This is a genomic window from Chitinispirillales bacterium ANBcel5 (assembly GCA_029688955.1).
Classification (GTDB): domain Bacteria; phylum Fibrobacterota; class Chitinivibrionia; order Chitinivibrionales; family Chitinispirillaceae; genus Cellulosispirillum; species Cellulosispirillum alkaliphilum.
Window position 1 is genome coordinate 55,760 of the sequence record JARUKZ010000015.1, and the last position, 19,234, is coordinate 74,993.

General features: G+C 42.1%; 12 protein-coding genes. 4 read left to right on the top strand and 8 right to left on the bottom strand.

What is annotated here, in order from left to right:
• Positions 1-129: 129 nt before the first annotated feature.
• The 4 genes from queA to QA601_09925 all read right to left on the bottom strand — a co-directional run bounded on the left by queA (position 130) and on the right by QA601_09925 (position 6,475).
• A complete protein-coding gene (gene queA / locus QA601_09910) occupies positions 130-1,164 on the bottom strand; it encodes a tRNA preQ1(34) S-adenosylmethionine ribosyltransferase-isomerase QueA (protein ID MDG5815395.1) in 1,035 nt (344 codons plus the stop codon).
• Between the two features lie 105 nt (positions 1,165-1,269).
• Positions 1,270-4,116 (bottom strand): hsp70 family protein, encoded by a 2,847-nt coding sequence (locus QA601_09915; protein MDG5815396.1) that lies wholly within the window; start codon positions 4,114-4,116, stop codon positions 1,270-1,272.
• Positions 4,113-5,894 carry an Hsp70 family protein gene (locus tag QA601_09920; protein MDG5815397.1) on the bottom strand — a complete coding sequence of 594 codons (1,782 nt, stop codon included), beginning with the start codon at positions 5,892-5,894 and terminating at the stop codon, positions 4,113-4,115. Before QA601_09920 ends, QA601_09915 begins: the two co-directional genes overlap by 4 nt.
• Positions 5,895-5,935: 41 nt before the next feature.
• Positions 5,936-6,475, bottom strand: coding sequence for a DUF2760 domain-containing protein (locus QA601_09925; protein ID MDG5815398.1), 540 nt, complete (start codon positions 6,473-6,475; stop codon positions 5,936-5,938).
• 400 nt (positions 6,476-6,875) lie between these two features.
• Here QA601_09925 and groES point away from each other — a divergent pair, with 400 nt between their 5' ends.
• Both groES and groL read left to right on the top strand, forming a co-directional pair.
• The gene (groES, locus tag QA601_09930) at positions 6,876-7,160 is read left to right on the top strand and encodes a co-chaperone GroES (protein ID MDG5815399.1); all 285 of its coding nucleotides are present in this window, start codon (positions 6,876-6,878) and stop codon (positions 7,158-7,160) included.
• 44 nt (positions 7,161-7,204) lie between these two features.
• Entirely contained in the window at positions 7,205-8,842 is a 1,638-nt protein-coding gene (gene groL / locus QA601_09935; protein MDG5815400.1) for a chaperonin GroEL, read from the top strand.
• Positions 8,843-8,930: 88 nt separating this feature from the next.
• Here groL and QA601_09940 read toward each other — a convergent pair whose 3' ends face one another.
• Positions 8,931-9,203 (bottom strand): zinc ribbon domain-containing protein, encoded by a 273-nt coding sequence (locus QA601_09940; GenBank protein MDG5815401.1) that lies wholly within the window; start codon positions 9,201-9,203, stop codon positions 8,931-8,933.
• 310 nt (positions 9,204-9,513) lie between these two features.
• On the opposite strand from QA601_09940, the gene QA601_09945 reads away from it, so the two are divergent.
• Positions 9,514-10,305 (top strand): hypothetical protein, encoded by a 792-nt coding sequence (locus tag QA601_09945; GenBank protein ID MDG5815402.1) that lies wholly within the window; start codon positions 9,514-9,516, stop codon positions 10,303-10,305.
• Between the two features lie 2 nt (positions 10,306-10,307).
• Here QA601_09945 and QA601_09950 read toward each other — a convergent pair whose 3' ends face one another.
• Entirely contained in the window at positions 10,308-12,134 is a 1,827-nt protein-coding gene (locus QA601_09950) for a BamA/TamA family outer membrane protein (protein ID MDG5815403.1), read from the bottom strand.
• A 6-nt stretch (positions 12,135-12,140) separates the two neighbouring features.
• On the bottom strand, positions 12,141-16,220 hold the full coding sequence (locus tag QA601_09955) for a translocation/assembly module TamB (GenBank protein MDG5815404.1): 4,080 nt from the start codon (positions 16,218-16,220) through the stop codon (positions 12,141-12,143).
• Between the two features lie 213 nt (positions 16,221-16,433).
• On the opposite strand from QA601_09955, the gene QA601_09960 reads away from it, so the two are divergent.
• Positions 16,434-18,083: a CehA/McbA family metallohydrolase gene (locus tag QA601_09960; protein MDG5815405.1), complete on the top strand. Its 1,650-nt coding sequence runs from the start codon at positions 16,434-16,436 to the stop codon at positions 18,081-18,083.
• Between the two features lie 23 nt (positions 18,084-18,106).
• On the opposite strand, the gene QA601_09965 is transcribed toward QA601_09960, so the two are convergent.
• A complete protein-coding gene (locus QA601_09965) occupies positions 18,107-19,222 on the bottom strand; it encodes a flagellar basal body P-ring protein FlgI (GenBank protein ID MDG5815406.1) in 1,116 nt (371 codons plus the stop codon).
• Positions 19,223-19,234 lie beyond the last annotated feature (12 nt).

The window sequence follows — 19,234 nt, forward strand, 5'->3', positions numbered from 1 at the left end:
TTCAACTGATTAAAAAACAGAGCCCGTATAATTGTATACGGGCTCCAGAATAACTTATCATCAATGTCTGTGTTTATAGGAAGATAACACCCGCAATGATTAGGGTCAAGCCTTTAAGCATAAAGCGTACTAATTTATAATCATTGCATCACCATAGCTGAAAAATCGGTATTGACACCCAACAGCTTCATTATAGGCATTTAGTACTTTCTCACGTGATGCAAAAGAGCTCACAAGCATTAAAAGGGTAGATCTGGGTAGATGAAAATTGGTTATCAATACATCGGTTGCTTTAAACTCAAAAGGCGGAAGAATCATCAACGTAGTTTTTCCGGTTGAAGGTTCAATATTATGATAACCGGTAGCACAATGCTCAAGTACTCTTACAACTGTCGTACCCACTGCAATCACTCTACCCCCTCTAAGCCACGTACGGTTAATCTCATTTGCCGAATCCTCGCTCAATTCATATCGTTCCTCATGAATGTTATGCTTACGAGGATCTTTTACCTTTACGGGCCTGAAAGTACCAATACCAACATGCAACGTTATAAATGTTGTTTCTACTCCCATTGCCTTTAACCTGTTAATTAACTCAGGCGTAAAATGTAACCCTGCAGTTGGAGCAGCAACAGCTCCGGAATTCTTAGCGTAAACAGTTTGGTAAAGTTCTCTGTCTTCAAGCTTTTCTTCTCTTTGTATGTAATGAGGAAGCGGCATTTTTCCGTACTTCTCCAATACTTCATCTACCGATTGTGCTCCTTCTATGAGCTGTATCTTCCTCTCACCACCATCAAGTATCTCTCCCACTTTAAACTGAATGGCTTCATTGTATTCAAGAATCATAACAGAACCAGGCGGGACTTTCCTGGCTGGCTTTATCATTGCTTTCCAGCATTGCTGGTTGATCCGCTCGGTCATGAAAAGTTCAAGAGCAGCTCCTGTTGGTTTTCTGCAGAACAGCCTTGAAGGGATCACCTTGGTATTGTTAAATACGAGTCTATCACCAGCCTTGAGCAGTTTGTGCAAATCCTTAAAGAAGAGATGTTCCACCTGACCACTCTTTCTTGAAAGCGAAAGTAGTTTGCAGGAATCACGATCCTTTAAGGGTTCCTGGGCTATAAGGTGCTCCGGAAGCTCATAATGAAAATCGTCTGTAAGCATTGAAAAAAACCAATCTTTGCCATAAGAAGAGTTAAGAAGTCTTTAAAAATAGTCGTTTGCAGGACTTTTATGCAATTCTTATTATCATAAACAGCGCCTGAACATTTACCCTACTATCTTAAGGCCCCTGGGCAACTGCTCTCCAAACGCTAAATTTTGCTCCTCCTCATCGAGTCGTCCCCCATCTTTAACAAGCGATATGTAGTGCTGAGGTGCACCATTTTTTACTAAAAATTCAGCAACTCTGCTTCTTAATTCTTCGCCAATATCTCTATAGCGATCGCCCGTTTTGCGAGACAATAGCATCAGGGTAAAGTAGAGATCAAAAGCCGGTTTTGCGTTTTCAATAAGTTTTTCTATCCATTTTTCAACAACATCATGATCAACCAAACTATTTAAATTTCCATACATTGGAATTCTTGCCCCCAGTCGCCCGAGTGCCCACACCGCGGTTGAAGCCAAAGAGTCTTTACGGTTAAGCAAGCGTAAGGCGATATCACCAAGTTCTTTTTTCATAGAAACTTCAAGGTGTTCAAGAGACGCCAATAAACGCCAGATTTCACTTAGTTCATGTACACCATATTTTTCATCCCCGCCTTTTCCCCTCCGTTTTCTTCTTGCCGCTCCTTTTTCATCGTTAAACAAAGAACGCAGAGAACTTAAAAGTGGTTGAGCAAGTGTACGCTGTTGACCAGAGGTCAAACCACCCGCGATACGCCTCCATAATATCCACCACTCCGCACGGCAGGCCTGATTTCTTCCGTGTAGCACCCCTAATCGGTATATCTGCCAGGTCTGTTTTACCCTCCAATCATCTACAGCAACCCCATATCCCGGCCTTAAGGAAAACCCGATCATATTAAGCCACCGCGCTTCATATCTAGGATCCGTTCCTCTGCCTTTTTCGTTCTCAAGCAGCACTTCCCAGAGTGAACGCAAAAACGATGGCGGCCAGTTGGAGCGTTCTATTGCACATATATTTTCAACTCTTTTAATTAGATCATCAGCATTGCCTATTCGTTTAGAATCTGTTCTGAAAGTACTAATAACTTCATTCAAGCACAAATTCACTGTTTCTATATCGATCACTCCAGAAGCTTCACCGGCTCCTGAATGCTCTGCAATATCGGTGCGTGTTGCGGAACGAACATCAAACTGTAATCTCCAGCTTCTGTTACCGCCTTTTTCGGAGCACCAGAGGTCAAGAGTACCGATTTCCGTAAGTCGCACATGTACTATCACTTCAACTGTTTTTGCCTCCATGCTTTTTCCGGAACGAAGCACAGTGCGAATCGGAGCCAAAGCATGCATTTGAAGCGGATCTATTTCAACAATTTCTCCAGGCTGATCGGTTGTTCGAATACTCGATACGTACAGTGGAAATTCAACTGGTTGACGTATTAGCAGGTTAAAGGTTCGACTTGAAAGATCAACACTTTTACCCTCCTGAAGCCCAGCAGGAGCAAGGCAAAGTGCAGAGAGTGAAACGCCATCTTCTGCTTTTGTTTCAACCCCAATGTAGTAACTTCTGGCAAGCCCGGCAGATATCCTAACCCCTAATCCACGCCTGACTATTCCAAAGTATGAGGCACCTCTGCTCACTGAAAGCTCTGGTCTTTGATTTGAAAGTACCAGTGGAGACCAGGATTGATCTTGCTTTGAAAACCAGCTTCCAAGTACATCAAGAATTCTTTTTTGAATTAGTGGCGAAGAAAAAACGCCTCCGTTAAAAAGAATGATGTCTGGTCTTATGGCCTCGAGATTTTCACCTGTTTCTGTATCACCAGTGTTTGCTTTGGCATGTGAAGAGAGAAAGGAACCCAGATAACGGGTTACAGCTGCATCAGCTGCGTAAGGTAACCCAAACTCCTGGAACCCGGACTGACGGGATACGGGCACTTCATCTAATCCAACATGCGGAAAAAATCCTTCCACCAATACATCTTCGACCTCTTCTTTGGTCAAAGTTGTCTGAATTGCACCCCCAATTAATGATGTCCCGGTTCCGGCAATATTTACTGTAATCTGGGAAGGTGCATTATTCGAAAGAAGTGTTTCTTTGGCAAACTGACAACTTCTTACAAGTGATGTGAACTGTCTGGGGGTAAGTTTTTTCCCGTGCAGAAGATTTCTCTCAATGTGGTAGGCAAGTGCGAGATCCTGATTATCTCCCCCAAGGATTAAATGATCACCAACAGCAACTCTGTGGAAACTTATATCTCCATCCTGGGGCCTTACCTCAATAAGAGTGAAATCAGTAGTACCTCCGCCTATATCGCAGATTAAGATTTTCTGTCCGGCATTTACCCTTTCGTGCCAATCAGAAATATGCTGACTTATCCAGGAGTAAAAGGCTGCCTGTGGCTCCTCGAGCAGAACGATGTTGTTTAATTTTGCATCCGAAGCAGCCTTGACAGTGAGTTCTCTTGCGACTTCGTCAAATGAAGCTGGTACTGTAATTATTACATCCTGCTCTTCCAGAGGAAATTTTTGGTGTTCGTAATTCCAGGCCTGCCTGATATGTGAGAGCAGCCTAGCTGTTGCCTCTACAGGTGATATTTTTTCCACATCTTCAGTTGCATGCCAGGGAAGAAGTGCTGCAGTGCGGTCAACACCAGAATGACTTAACCAGGACTTGGCAGACACAACAAGCCTTCCGGGCACTTTGGCTCCATGTGTTCTGGCAAAATGCCCCATCACTACCCGTTTGTTGTTTTGATCCCAGGGGAGATTTAAAGCTCCGGAATTAAACTCCGCTTCAGACGCTTCATAATGAGATGAGGGAAACAGGTCTTTATTTGCATACTCACCCGGAGCGGTAACCTGCGGTACTGCAAAATTTTCTATCTTCGGATTTTTAGATTCGGTATCAACGAAAGACACTGCTGAGTTTGTGGTACCAAGGTCAATTCCTACAATATACCTGCACTGGTTTTCCTGATCACAATTCATTGCTTATCCCTTACACTGAACTCTAGTTTCCATGAATCATCTGAAACGGTACTTTTGCACCAGAGCTCAAACATTCCTAGTTCTGTAATTCGTGATTGAAATTTAACAGGCACATACCCCTCCTGAAACTTCTCATCACCTGGTAGATTTGCTTCGAGTGAATCAGTTTCATCCATCTCTGATTCGTTTATATAGGGTAATACATCACCGGCCTGATCCTGTTTTCTTACCGAAGAGCTGAAGAACCTGAATTTTGCCGGCTCTCCCACTACCAGTCCAATTTCCTCACTGGAGACATCGATTTCCGTTCCCTCTTCCATTCCAAAAGGTACTACGCACAAAGCCGAAAGCGGTCTTTCCATTCCCGGAACAGCTGGTCCTGCCGTTTCTATCCCCACATAGTAGGAGCGAGCAGTTCCGCCTCTTATTCTAAGCCCTTTACCTTGTTTTACTATTGCATAATAGGCAGCACCTCTTGATACCGCATAATCAAGATCCGGAGACTGCTCAAGAGGCAACACCTCTTTACCAAACCAGGACTGCACCACTTCAAGAGCACGCATTTTAAAGATATCAGCCTTAAATACTCCCCCATTAAAGAGTATATGGGTTGGGTGAACAGAATGCTCACCTTCCCCCTGAACTCTTAGAAAGCGAGCAAGATGCCGAGTAATACCGGTATCTGTTTCAAATGGAAGCCCAAGCTCCCTGAAACCTGAAGCCGCACGTTTTGCGGGTTGTGCATCTGCAGGACATAATGGAAAGAACCCATCAACAAGAAGCTTTTTTGTTTCATCCGCGGACAAATCGGCTGATACAGTACCACCAATAAGCTTAGACCCTCTCCCCAGAACCGTAACAGGATGTGTAGGTGGTCCTCCTATGCTTAAAAGCTGCTCTTTTGCATTGCGACAGGAATGCCAAAGTGCAACCGATTGCCAGGGATCAAGATTTACCCCCTTGTCTTTAAAAACCTGATGAGCATTGTGGGCCAAAGTGAGATCCATATTATCTCCTCCAACCAGCGTATGGTTGCCCACCGCGATTCGCTTTAGGACCAGATCCCCTTGCTCCTCCTCAACTCCAATAAGAGTAAAATCAGTTGTCCCTCCCCCTACATCAAATACAAGAAGAGTTTCTCCAACCCTTAACTTTTCCCTCCAACTATCACCAGAATCATTTAACCAGGCATACACAGCAGCCTGAGGTTCTTCAAGAAGCACCAGGTTTTCAGAAAGACCGGCCCTGTTTGCAGCTTCCATTGTAAGCTCACGTGCACTGGCATCAAAAGAAGCCGGTACAGTTAATACAACCTGCTGATCACCAATTGGAGCATCGGGGAAATTTTGATTCCATACATTAACCAGATGTAACAGATACCGGTTAGAAGCTTCAACAGGAGAGATCTTTTTCACATCCTGGGAAGCCCCCCAGGGCAATATGTCTTCTCTTCGATCTACCCGGCTATGTGCAAGCCATGATTTTGCAGCAGCTACAGTGCGTGAAGGAACATCAGCGGCCTGACGCCTTGCACACTCACCTACTACATAATCCCGTCCCTTTTCCCACTCCAGATCATAAACCCCTTTTTCTTTCTCCGCCTCAGTGGAAAGATAACAAAAAGAGGGTAAATTTAAACGGCTTTCCACAGTTGATGGAGAAACAAGTTGGGGTATTTCCAGAAGTTTTACTTCCGCCTGCTCATCATCAAGCTTAGCGTAAGCGATTACACTGTTAGTGGTACCAAGATCTATCCCAATTGCATATTGAGATTCCATATACTTTTCCACTCCTTATCTCTTAGACTCTGTTTATGCTCTCAGGGAAGTTCAAGTTCGGCGGGAGCCACAATATCTACCGATTCATCACTTCCCTGCCAAACGGGCAGTTCACACCTGCTTGCTTTCCATCCATGATGCCTTAAAACACCTTTATAGGGCGGATTTCCACTTACATTACCCGTTAAGCGATATTTCTCCGGGTCAAAGTCAGCTACTATTTCAATCTCTTCCCCTTCCTGCTTATCCAACACAGGCTCAACGCCAAAAGAGTTATCCAGCACCGTAGCACATCCCCGATGCACATCCCTGACCGCAGCGCCTATCTGAGCATCGCTGTAGGCATCTATTGGCTCCATAAAAAAATCGACCAGACGCCCCTCTCTCTGCAAAAGGGAAAGAAGGGCAATGGCATCTGAGCGCGCGGGCTTCTCTTCTTCCTTTGGCACTTCCTCGATTTCAGGCTTTTTTTCAGCTATCTCAAGGGGTCTTTCCTCAAAAAACGGGAGAATTTCCTCTCTGAATTTTTTGTTAAAGAAAATCCAGAAAAACGTTCTTATTGCAAGCTCAAACCTGTTCATTTTTTTCCTTTCGATAATTTCGTAGTGCATTTGAGAATTAAATTTTAAAAATGTTAGAAAGCTACGTTTTATAGGAATCAGCCAGATGTTGGATTATACACGAATATAATGGTCACAATCTTAGCGATAGTTATCACTTGCCCAATAAATTAAGAAACGGAATAGAAGGTTGCAATTAGCAGGCCAAAAAAAAAATTAAAATGTAAGCTTTATACCTGTTTCTGTTCCAAAACAGAATAGCTGTTTCAATTTTAAACGTTGCAAAATGAACTCCACACCTTTTGAGTCTCTGTTTCTGAAGGATAAAACGGTGCAGAGTACAGTGGCATACAAGTTGCTAATGTTTAGCGGCTTCAAATTTTATTGCAGGTTATTAAACTTTTTTAAGGAGGCATTCATAATGAACGTTAAGCCCATGGAAGACAGAGTACTGCTTAAAGCAGTTCCAGCAGAAGAGAAAACTTCCGGGGGAATAATTATTCCAGACAGTGCAAAAGAAAAACCTCAGGAGGCTGAAGTGGTAGCTGTCGGACCAGGAAAATCCAACGATAAGGGCGGGAAAGTAGAAATATCAGTTAAAAAAGGGGACAAGGTGCTTTACAGCAAATATGCCGGAACAGAATTAGAAATTGAAGGTGAAGAATACTTAATAGTGCGGGAAAGTGATATCTTAGCGATTGTCTGAATTCACTCTTAAGAGATTAGCTTTATCAGGAGGATATTGGATAAATGAGTGCAAAAATGATTTCATTTGATATGGATGCAAGAGAAAAACTTTTAAATGGCGTCGATACACTGGCTAATGCAGTGAAGGTAACCCTTGGTCCTCGCGGGCGAAATGTGGTGATCGAAAAAAGCTGGGGGTCACCAACTGTTACAAAAGATGGTGTTACTGTCGCAAAAGAGATAGAGCTTGAAGACAAGTTTAAAAATATGGGTGCACAAATGGTTAAAGAGGTTGCATCCAAAACAAGTGATACAGCAGGCGATGGTACAACTACTGCAACTGTGCTTGCCAAAGTCATTGCTCATCTGGGCATTAAAAATGTCACTTCCGGAGCAGACCCAATGGCTCTTAAGCGTGGAATTGATGCTGCTGTAAGAGAGGTAGTTAAAAAACTCAGGGAAGACAGTCGCTCAGTTGAAGGGAAGAAAGAGATCGCCCAGGTAGGCGCGATTTCGGCAAACAATGATAAGGAGATTGGTGACCTTCTTTCTGATGCTATGGAAAAAGTTGGTAAAGATGGAGTAATCACAGTAGAAGAGGCACGGGGTATGGAAACTAATCTGGATGTCGTTGAAGGCATGCAGTTTGACCGGGGTTATCTATCTCCATATTTTGTAACCAACTCCGAGAGCATGGAAGCTGTACTTGAAGATCCTTTTATCCTCATTTATGATAAAAAAATAAGTGCTATGAAAGATCTTCTCCCGATTCTTGAGAAAGTTTCTCAAATGGGCAAAAGTCTTCTGATAATTAGTGAAGATGTGGAAGGGGAAGCGCTTGCTACTTTGGTTGTAAATAAATTGCGCGGTACTCTGAAAATTGCAGCGGTAAAAGCTCCTGGATTTGGGGACAGAAGAAAAGAAATGCTTGAGGATATCGCTGTACTAACTGGTGGCGTTTTAATAGCAGAAGATGCTGGATTAAAACTCGAAAACACCACAGTGGATTCTCTCGGAAAAGCTAAAAGAGTAGTTATCGACAAGGAGAATACTACAATTGTTGAGGGGTCCGGAAAGAGCTCTGATATTAAGGGAAGAATCAACCAGATTAGAAAGCAGATAGAAGATTCCACAAGTGATTACGATCGCGAAAAACTTCAGGAAAGACTGGCTAAACTTGCCGGAGGTGTCGCTGTACTAAGAATTGGCGCAGCAACGGAAACAGAGATGAAAGAGAAGAAAGCCCGGGTTGAAGATGCCCTTCATGCTACTCGCGCAGCTGTTGAAGAAGGTGTTGTGGCCGGGGGGGGAGTAGCCCTCATTCGTGCTTCATCTGTGCTTGAAAAGCTCAAACTTAATGGTGACGAACAGATAGGCGCTGAAATAATAGCACGGGCTTGTGAAGAACCGTTGAGAATGATTGCAGTGAATGCAGGAAAAGAATCTTCTGTCATCGCAAATGAGGTAAAAAAGGGTAAAGGAGCCTTCGGCTATAACGCTTATTCAGATAAATTTGAAGACCTGATAAAAGCCGGGGTAATCGACCCTACCAAAGTAACCCGCTCTGCACTTGAAAATGCCTCAAGTATTGCAGGCCTTGTTCTTACCACAGAATGCATCGTTTCGGAAAAACCGGATAAAAAAGAAGCTGCACCTGCTGCACCGGCCGGAATGCCTGGTGGTGGCATGGGTGGTTTTTAAAACTCTCTAAGAGAAAAATGGAGGGTGTGCAACCAACGCGCCCTCCTTGCATTTAGTTTCTTTTATAAAATGTTCAATCAAGATAATTCTAAAGAATTATAGCCAATATAAAGGCTAATAATACTAAGGCTCCAATAATTGTTCTCCAGGGCAATTTAACCTTTGTTGAGGAGGATTTAGTAGTTCCAAACTCTTTTCTCCGTATCTCCTCATACATCTCCTCATCTACCAAATCTATTCCATCCATATAACTTTGATCAGACCAGCCTGTACGCTCATCTGAGCCACAATGGGGACATGCACTGGCATCAGAAAGGATATCCTCTCCGCAATAAGGACATGGGACAACCTGTTTTGCCATGTCAGATACTCCTTTCCATGACATTTTGTGTTATAAACGTAGTATAAAATTTTATTTCGAAGACACCTGGATCAAATTTTATCTTTTTTCTTCGAACGTTAAAAAAATCTATTCCAGCTATATATTTACGTCAGTTTTGTTAAATAGTGTCTTAAAATAATTGATAGGGTTTTGATTTTTTAAAGAATTACACATTTAATGCTACCAAAAAAGTGTTCATTATACCAAATTAGCTCTTTTTTTTTGAGCTGTTTATAGTTATCTTTGCTTTAGAATTTTCACATTTCTTTTTTATACTTATAATTTTTAAATGCCTAATCTTTTTCACAATGCCAACGCTCAAAAAACCGACACCTCTGAGTGTTTTTACTCAGAAGCCTTACAGGTTCTAAACTGCAGCGATCTAAGCATCAACTTCAGCAATCGACTAAAAAAGGGATGGCGAGTATCAGCCAAAGATTACAAAAGAACTCTTACTCTTCCCTCCTACTTTAAAGATGCCCCCAGACCTGTCGTGCAGGCTGTTATCTCCTGGGCTCTTCTTCCCCACTTCAACAGAGCCAAAAACAACAAGGTAGTGAAAAGCCAAAAGAGAAGTTTTGAACATATAATAAAGGAATACATCTCTAACTCAGATGGTTACGAAAAGCGATGTAGAAGTGATTTAAGTAAAATTGAGAACTTATCACAAGGCAGTTTTTACGATTTACGTCAAATATTTAATTCAGTAAACAACTCTTTTTTCAGTGGTCGCCTTGAGTCCTATCTCAGGTGGGGAAAAAGCGACTCCCGTACATCATATCACACTATTCGTACAGATAAAAGTGGTGTCGACTTTCACCTTATAACCATCGCTGGTGTATATGACTCACCCATTGTGCCCGAGTTTGTCATTAAAGGGATTATGTACCATGAAATGCTTCATATTGCAATCCCGGCATATCTAAAAAACGGGCGGAGAGTTGTACACAGCAGGGAATTTAAAGAAGCAGAAAGAAACTATCCCTTCTACAACGAATGGATAGAGTGGGAGCATAGAAACATGCATCGTCTGATCAGAATAAAGAAGCAAAAAAGAAGGAAAAAGAGTTACTTGAAGTAGGATTAGAACGGCTGCCCAATATCGATATGAAATTCCCATGCGCTTTCTCCACTTCTCCGATCCAGTTTAAAACCGGCATCAAATCTCACCACCATTAGAGGTGTTTTCACTCTTAAACCTGGCCCGGCAGCCCATCGTATCTTTCTAAAAAAATCCTCCGGTGTTTTTATGTCGCCTAAATTCCTCCACACATTTCCAGCATCAAGAAATAGAGCACCTTCAAACCACCAGAACAGAGGAAATCTGAAATCAAGAATATTTGCTACTACATAAAAATTTCCTTTTAAGGGATCACCGTCTGATTGTACTGCCAAATGGTTTTCTCTAAATCCACGAACAGTCCTTCTACCCCCAGCAAAAAACTGCTCCTGAACAGGAGCCTCCTCACTTCTTCCGTAAGGATTTATCCAGCCAGTTCTTAGGGCAGAAGAGAAGAAAAGGGTGGCGCGGTAATTTGAATAGAACCTTGTATCAAACCGAAATTTTAAAAACTGATTTGATTTTCTATCAAGCATGCCGGCAACTTCAGTTTCAAAAAGGGTGAAAATTCCATTTGTAGGTGAAAAAAGATCATTTCGTGTGTCATAATTTACACTTAACCCTAGCGAATGAGTCGGATTTCCGGGTATTTCCAAGGGTAATTTATCATCCTGGGGAGCCTCAATAGAACGAACGTTCTCCCACTTAGCCCACGTTCGAAGAGTTATATTATTATCCGTTTCATGACTTAGGCCCAATCTTAATCCATCGAATACCCCCACATATACATCGGGATCATTATACCTGTTGTAATACACACTGCCATCAAAAAAAAGCGGTAAACGGAAAAGCCAGGGGGTGGAATAGATCATTTCGCCTCTTTGAACCTTTTGTGACACCCTTCCACTTAAGGTTAGCTTATGCCCCAACCTGAACAAATTGCTATAGGAACTTCGAAGTGATGATCGAAACCCATCATCGGTACCATACCCAAAACCGGCCTGAATTCGAAAAAAATCAGCTTCATTCACTGCAACATTGATTTTGTAAGCTGAATCGGGAAGATAAAAACGTTGCTCGGTGGTGTCATTCAACACTGGTTCTATCGCCGCGTAGCTTAATAGCCCGGTTCTGTACAATCTTCTCTCTGAGTTTCTAATTTTGCTTAATGTAAGCGTATCCCCTCTCTCAAATGAAAGCTCTCTTTTTAAAGCTCTACTACGAAGCTTTTCAACACCATCCAATTCGATTTCACCTACCTCTATCAGTGGTCCCTCTTTTATTGTGAATTTCACTGCGGCTTTGTTATCTAACGTGTCGTATTCAATATCCGTCTCAACTAAAGTCTCCTGATATCCTCTCTGAGCCAATAACTCTCTTAGTTTTCTTCTATCCCTGATTAGATAGGAATTTTTGAGTGGTTTTTCTGATGCGCTACTGAGTTTACCCAACACCGTAGAGTCAAGTACCTGTTTTTGAGTTATCAAGGTGACATCAGAAATGAGTGTCTGTGGTCCCTCTTCGATGGTTATCATGATAGTTACCGTATTTCGTGAACTATCTCTATCCACTTCAGAATCAACCGATACACTAAGAAAGCCATTTCCCCTGTAAACTGCTTCTATTATATCTAAATCGGATCGTAATCTAAAATCTGTATAACGAATGCGATTAAAAGGCCACTGTGGCCTCATTTCCATGATGCTTAGCAATTCTCTTCTTAAGAACTCTCTATTCCCCTCAAAATTTACTCTGCGCACCCTCCATTGACCATGAGCAGTAAAAAACAAAACTAAAACGACCATTATGATTCTGTAATTAAATAAAAGATGTTCTTGCTTTTTAATCATAGAAATTCACCTGCTGAACCTGAATATAAGATCAAGTCCGCTGTTACCTTCACTGGTGGCCTGCCCTTCCAGATACAGATTTGGTGTTAATCTGTAGTGAGCAGTCGTTTTGTTATCTCTTAAGTTTTCTACCATCGTCTCATAAGTGACAATAAGGCGAGACGAAAGACGTTTTGTAATACTAACGCGCGCACTCTGATCTCCATTGCCTCCAAATATGTCCCCCGTTATATCGATTCTATCCAAACCCAAAAGCTGTTCGAGCTTTCTTGCACCAAAACCCGCAACCTGCTGAGTCGCAAAGCTTCTAAGACGCTCGCCTAAGTCCGAACCAACAGAACCAAATGTTTGTCCCAGAGTAAGAACACTTATGATATCAAGCTCATTAAGTTCAGGCTCCGAACTAAAACGAAACACCGGACTCTCAAGTGTTCCTGTAAGAGTCATTGTAATTAAATACGGATCCCCACCGGGACTGTTAGGTGATACCGCGATTACATCAGCTTCAGCCCTAAGATTAAGGTTAGGATTCAATTCAAATGGATCTGGGTTGTAAATAGTACCTTCGGTGATATCAAATCTTCGGTCCAGATACAATACATAACCATTTGTGACTGTCAGTTCTCCTGAAACAGCAGGTTCCGCAACAGTTCCTCCAACAGAAACACGCCCATCAATATCTATATTTCCAAGGTTCATATCGATCTGAAGATTATTAGCAAGATCAATATCTACCCTTAAAATCACCTTTTCTAAAAATGGATCAGGGTCACGCTGTAAACTCTGCCCAATCTGGATTTGCTCCACCACATCACTGATACGGACATCACGCATGTAACGAGTCTGACCCAAACTTAAACGACCACCTACAACATAATTTCCATTGCGGCTATTGATATTCATATTCGCAGATTCTATCCCCAGCTGAACTACATCAGGAAGATCCAAATTGAGATTAGTCCCTCTTAGATTGAGATCAACACTACTTACTCCACCAAGGTTCCAGGAGATGTCTCCCCTACCCCGCACCCTGCCATCTCCCCATCGAGCCCTTAACCTTTCGAGCTGTACCAAATCACCATTCAGAGCAATCCTGGCATTAACCGACCCTATGGAAGGGTGAATGTCAGGAATTGAAAACTCTCCGTTCTCTACTATCACATCACCGTTGAGAAGTGGTCTTCGACCTTCTGTAACAAAAGTTCCATTCGCATTCACAACACCCTGCTTTAAATCGTAATCAGGAAGCAATGATGAAAGGAAGCTAATGGGAAACTGATCAACTCTAAAGTCTCCACTGATACCGTCAGAAGTCAGAGGAGAATCAAATGTGCTAAAAGGTATCTTGACCCTGATATCAATATGGCCATCCTCAACAATTGAAATACTTGCAGAATCGACATGTACTGTTTCATGATCTGTTATACCTCTTAGTAGTATCCCTTCTGCCTGTCCCCAGGGTGTAACAAGCGAACCAGCGTTCAGATCAAAAGAAAGCAAAGGTTTATGGATAGTGCCACCCAGTTTTGCCGCTACGTTTATTTCCGATGCGTGAATATTTTCAGGCAAATACTTCAACTCTCCACCGGAGACAAAAATATCTCCCGCCAGGTTCCAGCTTTTATCGATAAATTGTGCATCCAAAGAAAAATTTGTAGGACCATATACCTGAAAATCATCACCAAACAGTAATTCAAAAGCGGACATATCTAAAGAATCACCTTTTGCAACAATCCACGCATTTCGTTCTTCTGATTCATCTACTTTCCAACCACTGCCCGGCTTCAAAGGGATCTCACCTGATACATTCATTTCCATAGCGGGGAAAAAACTAATCCATGAATCAACAGTAAGTAAGGAATCATGCAGTTCAGCACGTAATTCTGCGTCAACCAACCTGTTACCATCATACACCAATTCAGAAGCTTTAACACCTAAAACCATTGAAGGGTTCTCCATAACACCTTCTATCTTACCTTCTGAGTGAATTATTGCAGATAGATCCAAATCAACCGGCAACCAGGGACGTAAAAGCTCCATATCAATTTCAGAAACGGAATAATTTATATACAATGAATCGTTTGGTACACTTAAATTTAAGGAGATTTCACCTTTATTCCCATACTCACCAGATTTACTCCCTGTAACCACAGCATCGATTGAGCTCATTAGGTAGGGGTGTAAAAAAACTTTACCCTTGCCCGATACAGTAACACCATTATCCTGCATCAGCAGGTTATGTAAAAAGAGGGTATCGGTTCCTTTAGCTGTAACCTGGGCTTCTAAACTTTGGATTGCATAGTCTCCGAAAAAGAAATCTTTAGCGTTGATAAACATGTTCATATCCGGATCATACAGTTCACCCTGAACAGATCCTTTTACCTGAACAGTTCCACCTATATCGTGTTCGATCCGTAAAAAAGGTAGCAGTGAATCAATAGAAATATCACCACTTATTGAAGCATTACCAATATAGACACTGTTTATATCAAAACCGTTTGCACTTAAAGATGCGCTAACACTTTCAAGATTAGAGCTACGCCAACTTATATCATCACCTTTAATAAAAGCATCTATCTCAGGATTCAACAACGTTCCGTTTAGCGAAATTCTAGAAAAAACATTACCATAAACAGCTTCATTAATCAGATATTTGGATAAAAGTGATGGTTGATTTAAGTCGGCAGTGAACAAACCCTTTACAACCAGACTATCGGAATCCAGCAAAGACCCTATCCCCCGTAAAACATTTTCTCCCCAGTTAGTTTTTAACTGCCATCGTTTACCGTTTAGATTAGCAGATACTTTTAAAGGGTGTTTATCCAAAAACCCACTGTCTACAGTAGCCTCAAGCTCAATTATTTCTGGAAACGATTCTATTCCACTCCCCTGGATATCAAAATTAAGCTGAGCAGTTTCATCCAAAAACTCATTGGTAATGTTCCACTTATTTAACAGCTTATTTACATTTACCCGGTCCGCGAGACCAGTTAACCAGTATTTTCCAAAATCAGGCTTACTCATCAATGATTTTAACTCTAAACCACCGTTAATAGTGATTAAGCCAATTTTGGATTTTGAACGCACAGTACCTTTAAGCTTCTCATCCAAACCATAGACTGCTCTTACCAAGAGTGAATCGAGAGTGTAAGACTCATAGGTTAACTCATGAGCCTCAAGCCTTGCATTTAATACCGGATTATCAAAAGACCCCACCCAGGATGCTTCACCCTGAACATAGCCGGTATCAGCAAGTTCCGGAAGTGTGCTGAAAAGAACAGGTAGTGGTTTAAGAGTACTTGCAAATTCCGCATACAGATCCCAGTCCTCCTCTGTGGAATAGGTAATTTTACCGTTACCTCTGACGTTTGAACCTGAACCTGAGATCTGTAATGACTCTACGTCGATATAGTTAAAGGTAAGTAATGCGGCGCAGTCGATCCGATCGATTGTGCCGCTCCACCAGGGGCTTAAAAACCGAGCTGATGGAACGTTTAGATTCACCGAAAAAGAGTCGACCTGATGAAATTCCACCATAGCCTCCGCATCACGAATCTCAGCTAACATCTCTAAAGAACTGTCCCGATACACAGCATTGAGATTAACTATCCTGCCTGTGCCAAGAATAAATTTCCAGTCACTCTTCGAGGTATCGGGCTCTGAGGGGTGCTTTGTTTCAGTTTGGAGCGGCAAAAACGGCAACACTATCCCCTCATTGTTCATTAAAACGTTAGCACTAATGTCCCTAACCTCAAAAGACCTTACCCTTACAGTTTTCCGTAGAAGAGCTGCAAGGGAATACCGTACCGATATTTTTCCCACGGTTATTGAGTCACTAAAATCCTTACCATGTGCCCTGACTCCATGAAGCTCCACCCTACTTAAAAGATCGGTTTCGATTCTTTCTATGGAAATTTCACCTTTGAAATAACCATTGAGCTGATCCTCAGAAACACGAAGTACATGCTGTTGAACAGGTGGTAAAAGCAGCAAAAAGTAACCAACAACACTTACAAATAGTAACAGCCCTAAAAACAGGCCAGTGATTAAAGTACTCCAGAATAATAACCTTCTGCCTTTAATCACTGAAGTCCCTTTTTAAGTGGTTTAGTCTTTTTCCATTAACCATCTTTTTACTACTCATTAAGTTTTCCTGTACCCTGTTGCAACGTAAGAACCCAAAACAGATACGACTACTTTAATCTTTTCTCCAACTTTTTTTGTAACTAACCTTTTCTAAATGATTTATCTTAATACTGAATTAATGAAAAACCGATAACTCTATTATGTGCAATACTTATGATTTTTAACGATATAACAGATATAGTACCTCTTCTGCTGTATTCAGAAATCCATTTTCGCTTTTTTAAAGGGTTCCCAAGCCTGCTGTTTAAAAAAGAACCAGAAATTATTTTTGATATGCCACGACGCATAATGCACGGTAGATCGTTGCCTTTGGTTCTTATTCTAAACGATTGTGATCAATACCCAATAAAAATTTCACAAGTTTCGGTACGTGTGTGGTGGCACAACACCCCCCCTACAGTTTATTCTTTTTCGGATTCTCAACTTAAGCAGTACACCTATAAACATTCACTTAACAATTATAGCAAAATCTGGTACATATTATTAGAAGTTGATTTCCCTCCTGATACGGAAATTCACCTCACCGCTTCTCTTGAATTTAAAGAGGGAAATGGTAAGAAAGGTTCTTGTGTCAATAAGATTATTTACAATGATAATCTGCCAACATCTTCAAAGAAACCCTTTCGTTGTTATATAGCGAGCTCAAGCTACCCCGGACAGAAGTTTTGCAGCTACGGAGACCTTCACAGTCACAGCCTCTACTCCAGGAGTCACGTTGAGTTCGGTCCTCCAATTGGTATCCTCGATAAAGTTGCTGCTGCAAGCGGACTGGACTTTTTGGCTATCACAGACCACTCCTATGATCTTGCCTGCAATAAGGACAACTATTTAAAGCAGGATCCATCACTTAGCCTCTGGAAACTATACCAGGAAGAAATACAGTCACACACCTTTTCTACCATTATAGTACCGGGTGAAGAGATCTCTTGCCTCAACTCGCAAAACAAAGTAGTTCATCTTTGTGCTCTAAATGTAAAAGAATACATCCCGGGAACTCTGGATGGTGCACGAGCAAACACCATTTTCAAAAAGCAGTTAACAGTCGATGAAGCCGTAGGTCAGGTTCAATCACAGGGAGGAATCGCTTTTGCCGCGCACCCCGGAGCGCGTAGTGGTCTATTACAACGATTGCTTTTAAAACGCGGCGATTGGAGCAGCAATGATCTTGCGAAAACCCAGGGTATCCAGGCTGCAAACGGCAGCTTCAAAAAATCGTGGAATCGTGGTAAATCACTCTGGGTTAAGTTATTACAGGAAGGTATGAGAATACCCATTTTGGCCGGCAATGATGCTCATGGTGACTTTAACCGCTATCGGGCTATAGAAAAACCATTTATATCGGTGCATGAAGACTTCGAACGTTATTTAGGTTTTGTGCGCACCGGCATTTACGACAAATGCTCAAACTTAAAACAGCTACTATCAGCCATAAAAAAGGGTAAAACATTTGTAACCAACGGTCCCTTTGTCTGCCTAAGTTCCACTGCGTCAGAAAAAGACAGTGTCATTTCAACCAGCCCGCTAAAAAAGGTGCCACCGAAGCTTCACATTGTAGCATCAAGTACTAAAGAATTTGGCATGATTAAACAGGTAAAAGTTCTAAGCGGTCAAACCGGTAGTCCCAATGAAACTACCGTTTTTTTCAGGGACTATAAGCATGATTGCTACATGGCAAGGGAACATTTTTCTACTTCAGACCTCCCACTGAATTGCTACTTAAGAGTTGAAGTGAAAGGTGCTACCCATAATGGACACCCTGTCGCGGCTTTTACCAGCGCCTGTTTTATCCAAAAGTGTCCCTGAATGTTACGGTATGGTCATGTCCCCTATAATATCACCAGTTGTCCGTGTAGCGCACCAGCCTCTTTTATGGCCTGAAGTATTGCAATAACATCCCGTGGAGTAACACCAAGGGAATTTAAAGCTTGCGCCAGATCTGAAACCGTAGTGGTACCGTCCAGAACAACCATTTCTGCATCAGCTTCATCAACCATTATCGCGGGATCCGGAACCACCTCTGTTCTTCCAAGTGTTAGTGGATAAGGCTGCACTACTTCGGGAATATTAACCACCTCTACCTTAACACCACCGTGGGTAACTGCGATTTCTGCTATACGCACATTTCCGCCGGCTACTATAGTACCTGTCCGTTCGTTAATAACCACTCTGGCAGTCGAGGACGCTTCAAACGTCATATTTTCTACGGTAGAAAGAAATTCGATTATATTTAGTTGATCACCAACCAGTTCTTCAATGTGAGCAAAATCCAAACTCACTGTAGCAGCATCAACCGGACTTGCAATCCCATCGATTCCATATTGTTCATTTATAGATCTGGCCATCGAAACAGCAGAGGTAAAATCGGGTGAGTGAAGCGAAAGCGAAAGTTCTTTTTCGTTTATAGTATTGAAAGCGACCTCATTTTGTATTATCGCACCATCAGGGATTCTTCCCACAAGCACATGGTTTCTTTTTATATGACTAATGCCTCTGTTTCTAACATCGTAACCCCCTGTGGCCAAAGCCCCCTGCGCGGAGGCATATATTTGACCATCCGGTCCCTGCAATGGAGTCATAATCAGTGTTCCACCCTCTAAACTGCTCGCATCTCCTATTGAAGAAACCGTTACATCAATCCTTGTACCCTGCCTTCTAAAGGGGGTCAGATGACCGGTAACCATAACCGCTGCCACATTTCTCACCCGTATGTGACGCTCCGGAAGCTCTATACCCATATTTTTGAGCATATTAGTGATTGTTTGCTCAGTAAAAACGGTTTGATTTCTATCCCCGGTGCCACCCAGTCCCACTACCAATCCATAGCCAAAAAGCTGCACATCCTGTAATCCGGTAACCGAAGCAACATCCTTGATTCTCACCTCCTGTTGGGCATAGGACATAACAACACAAAACAGAATGACTAAGGCGGCCTTAAGCTTCATAAATTTTTTTCC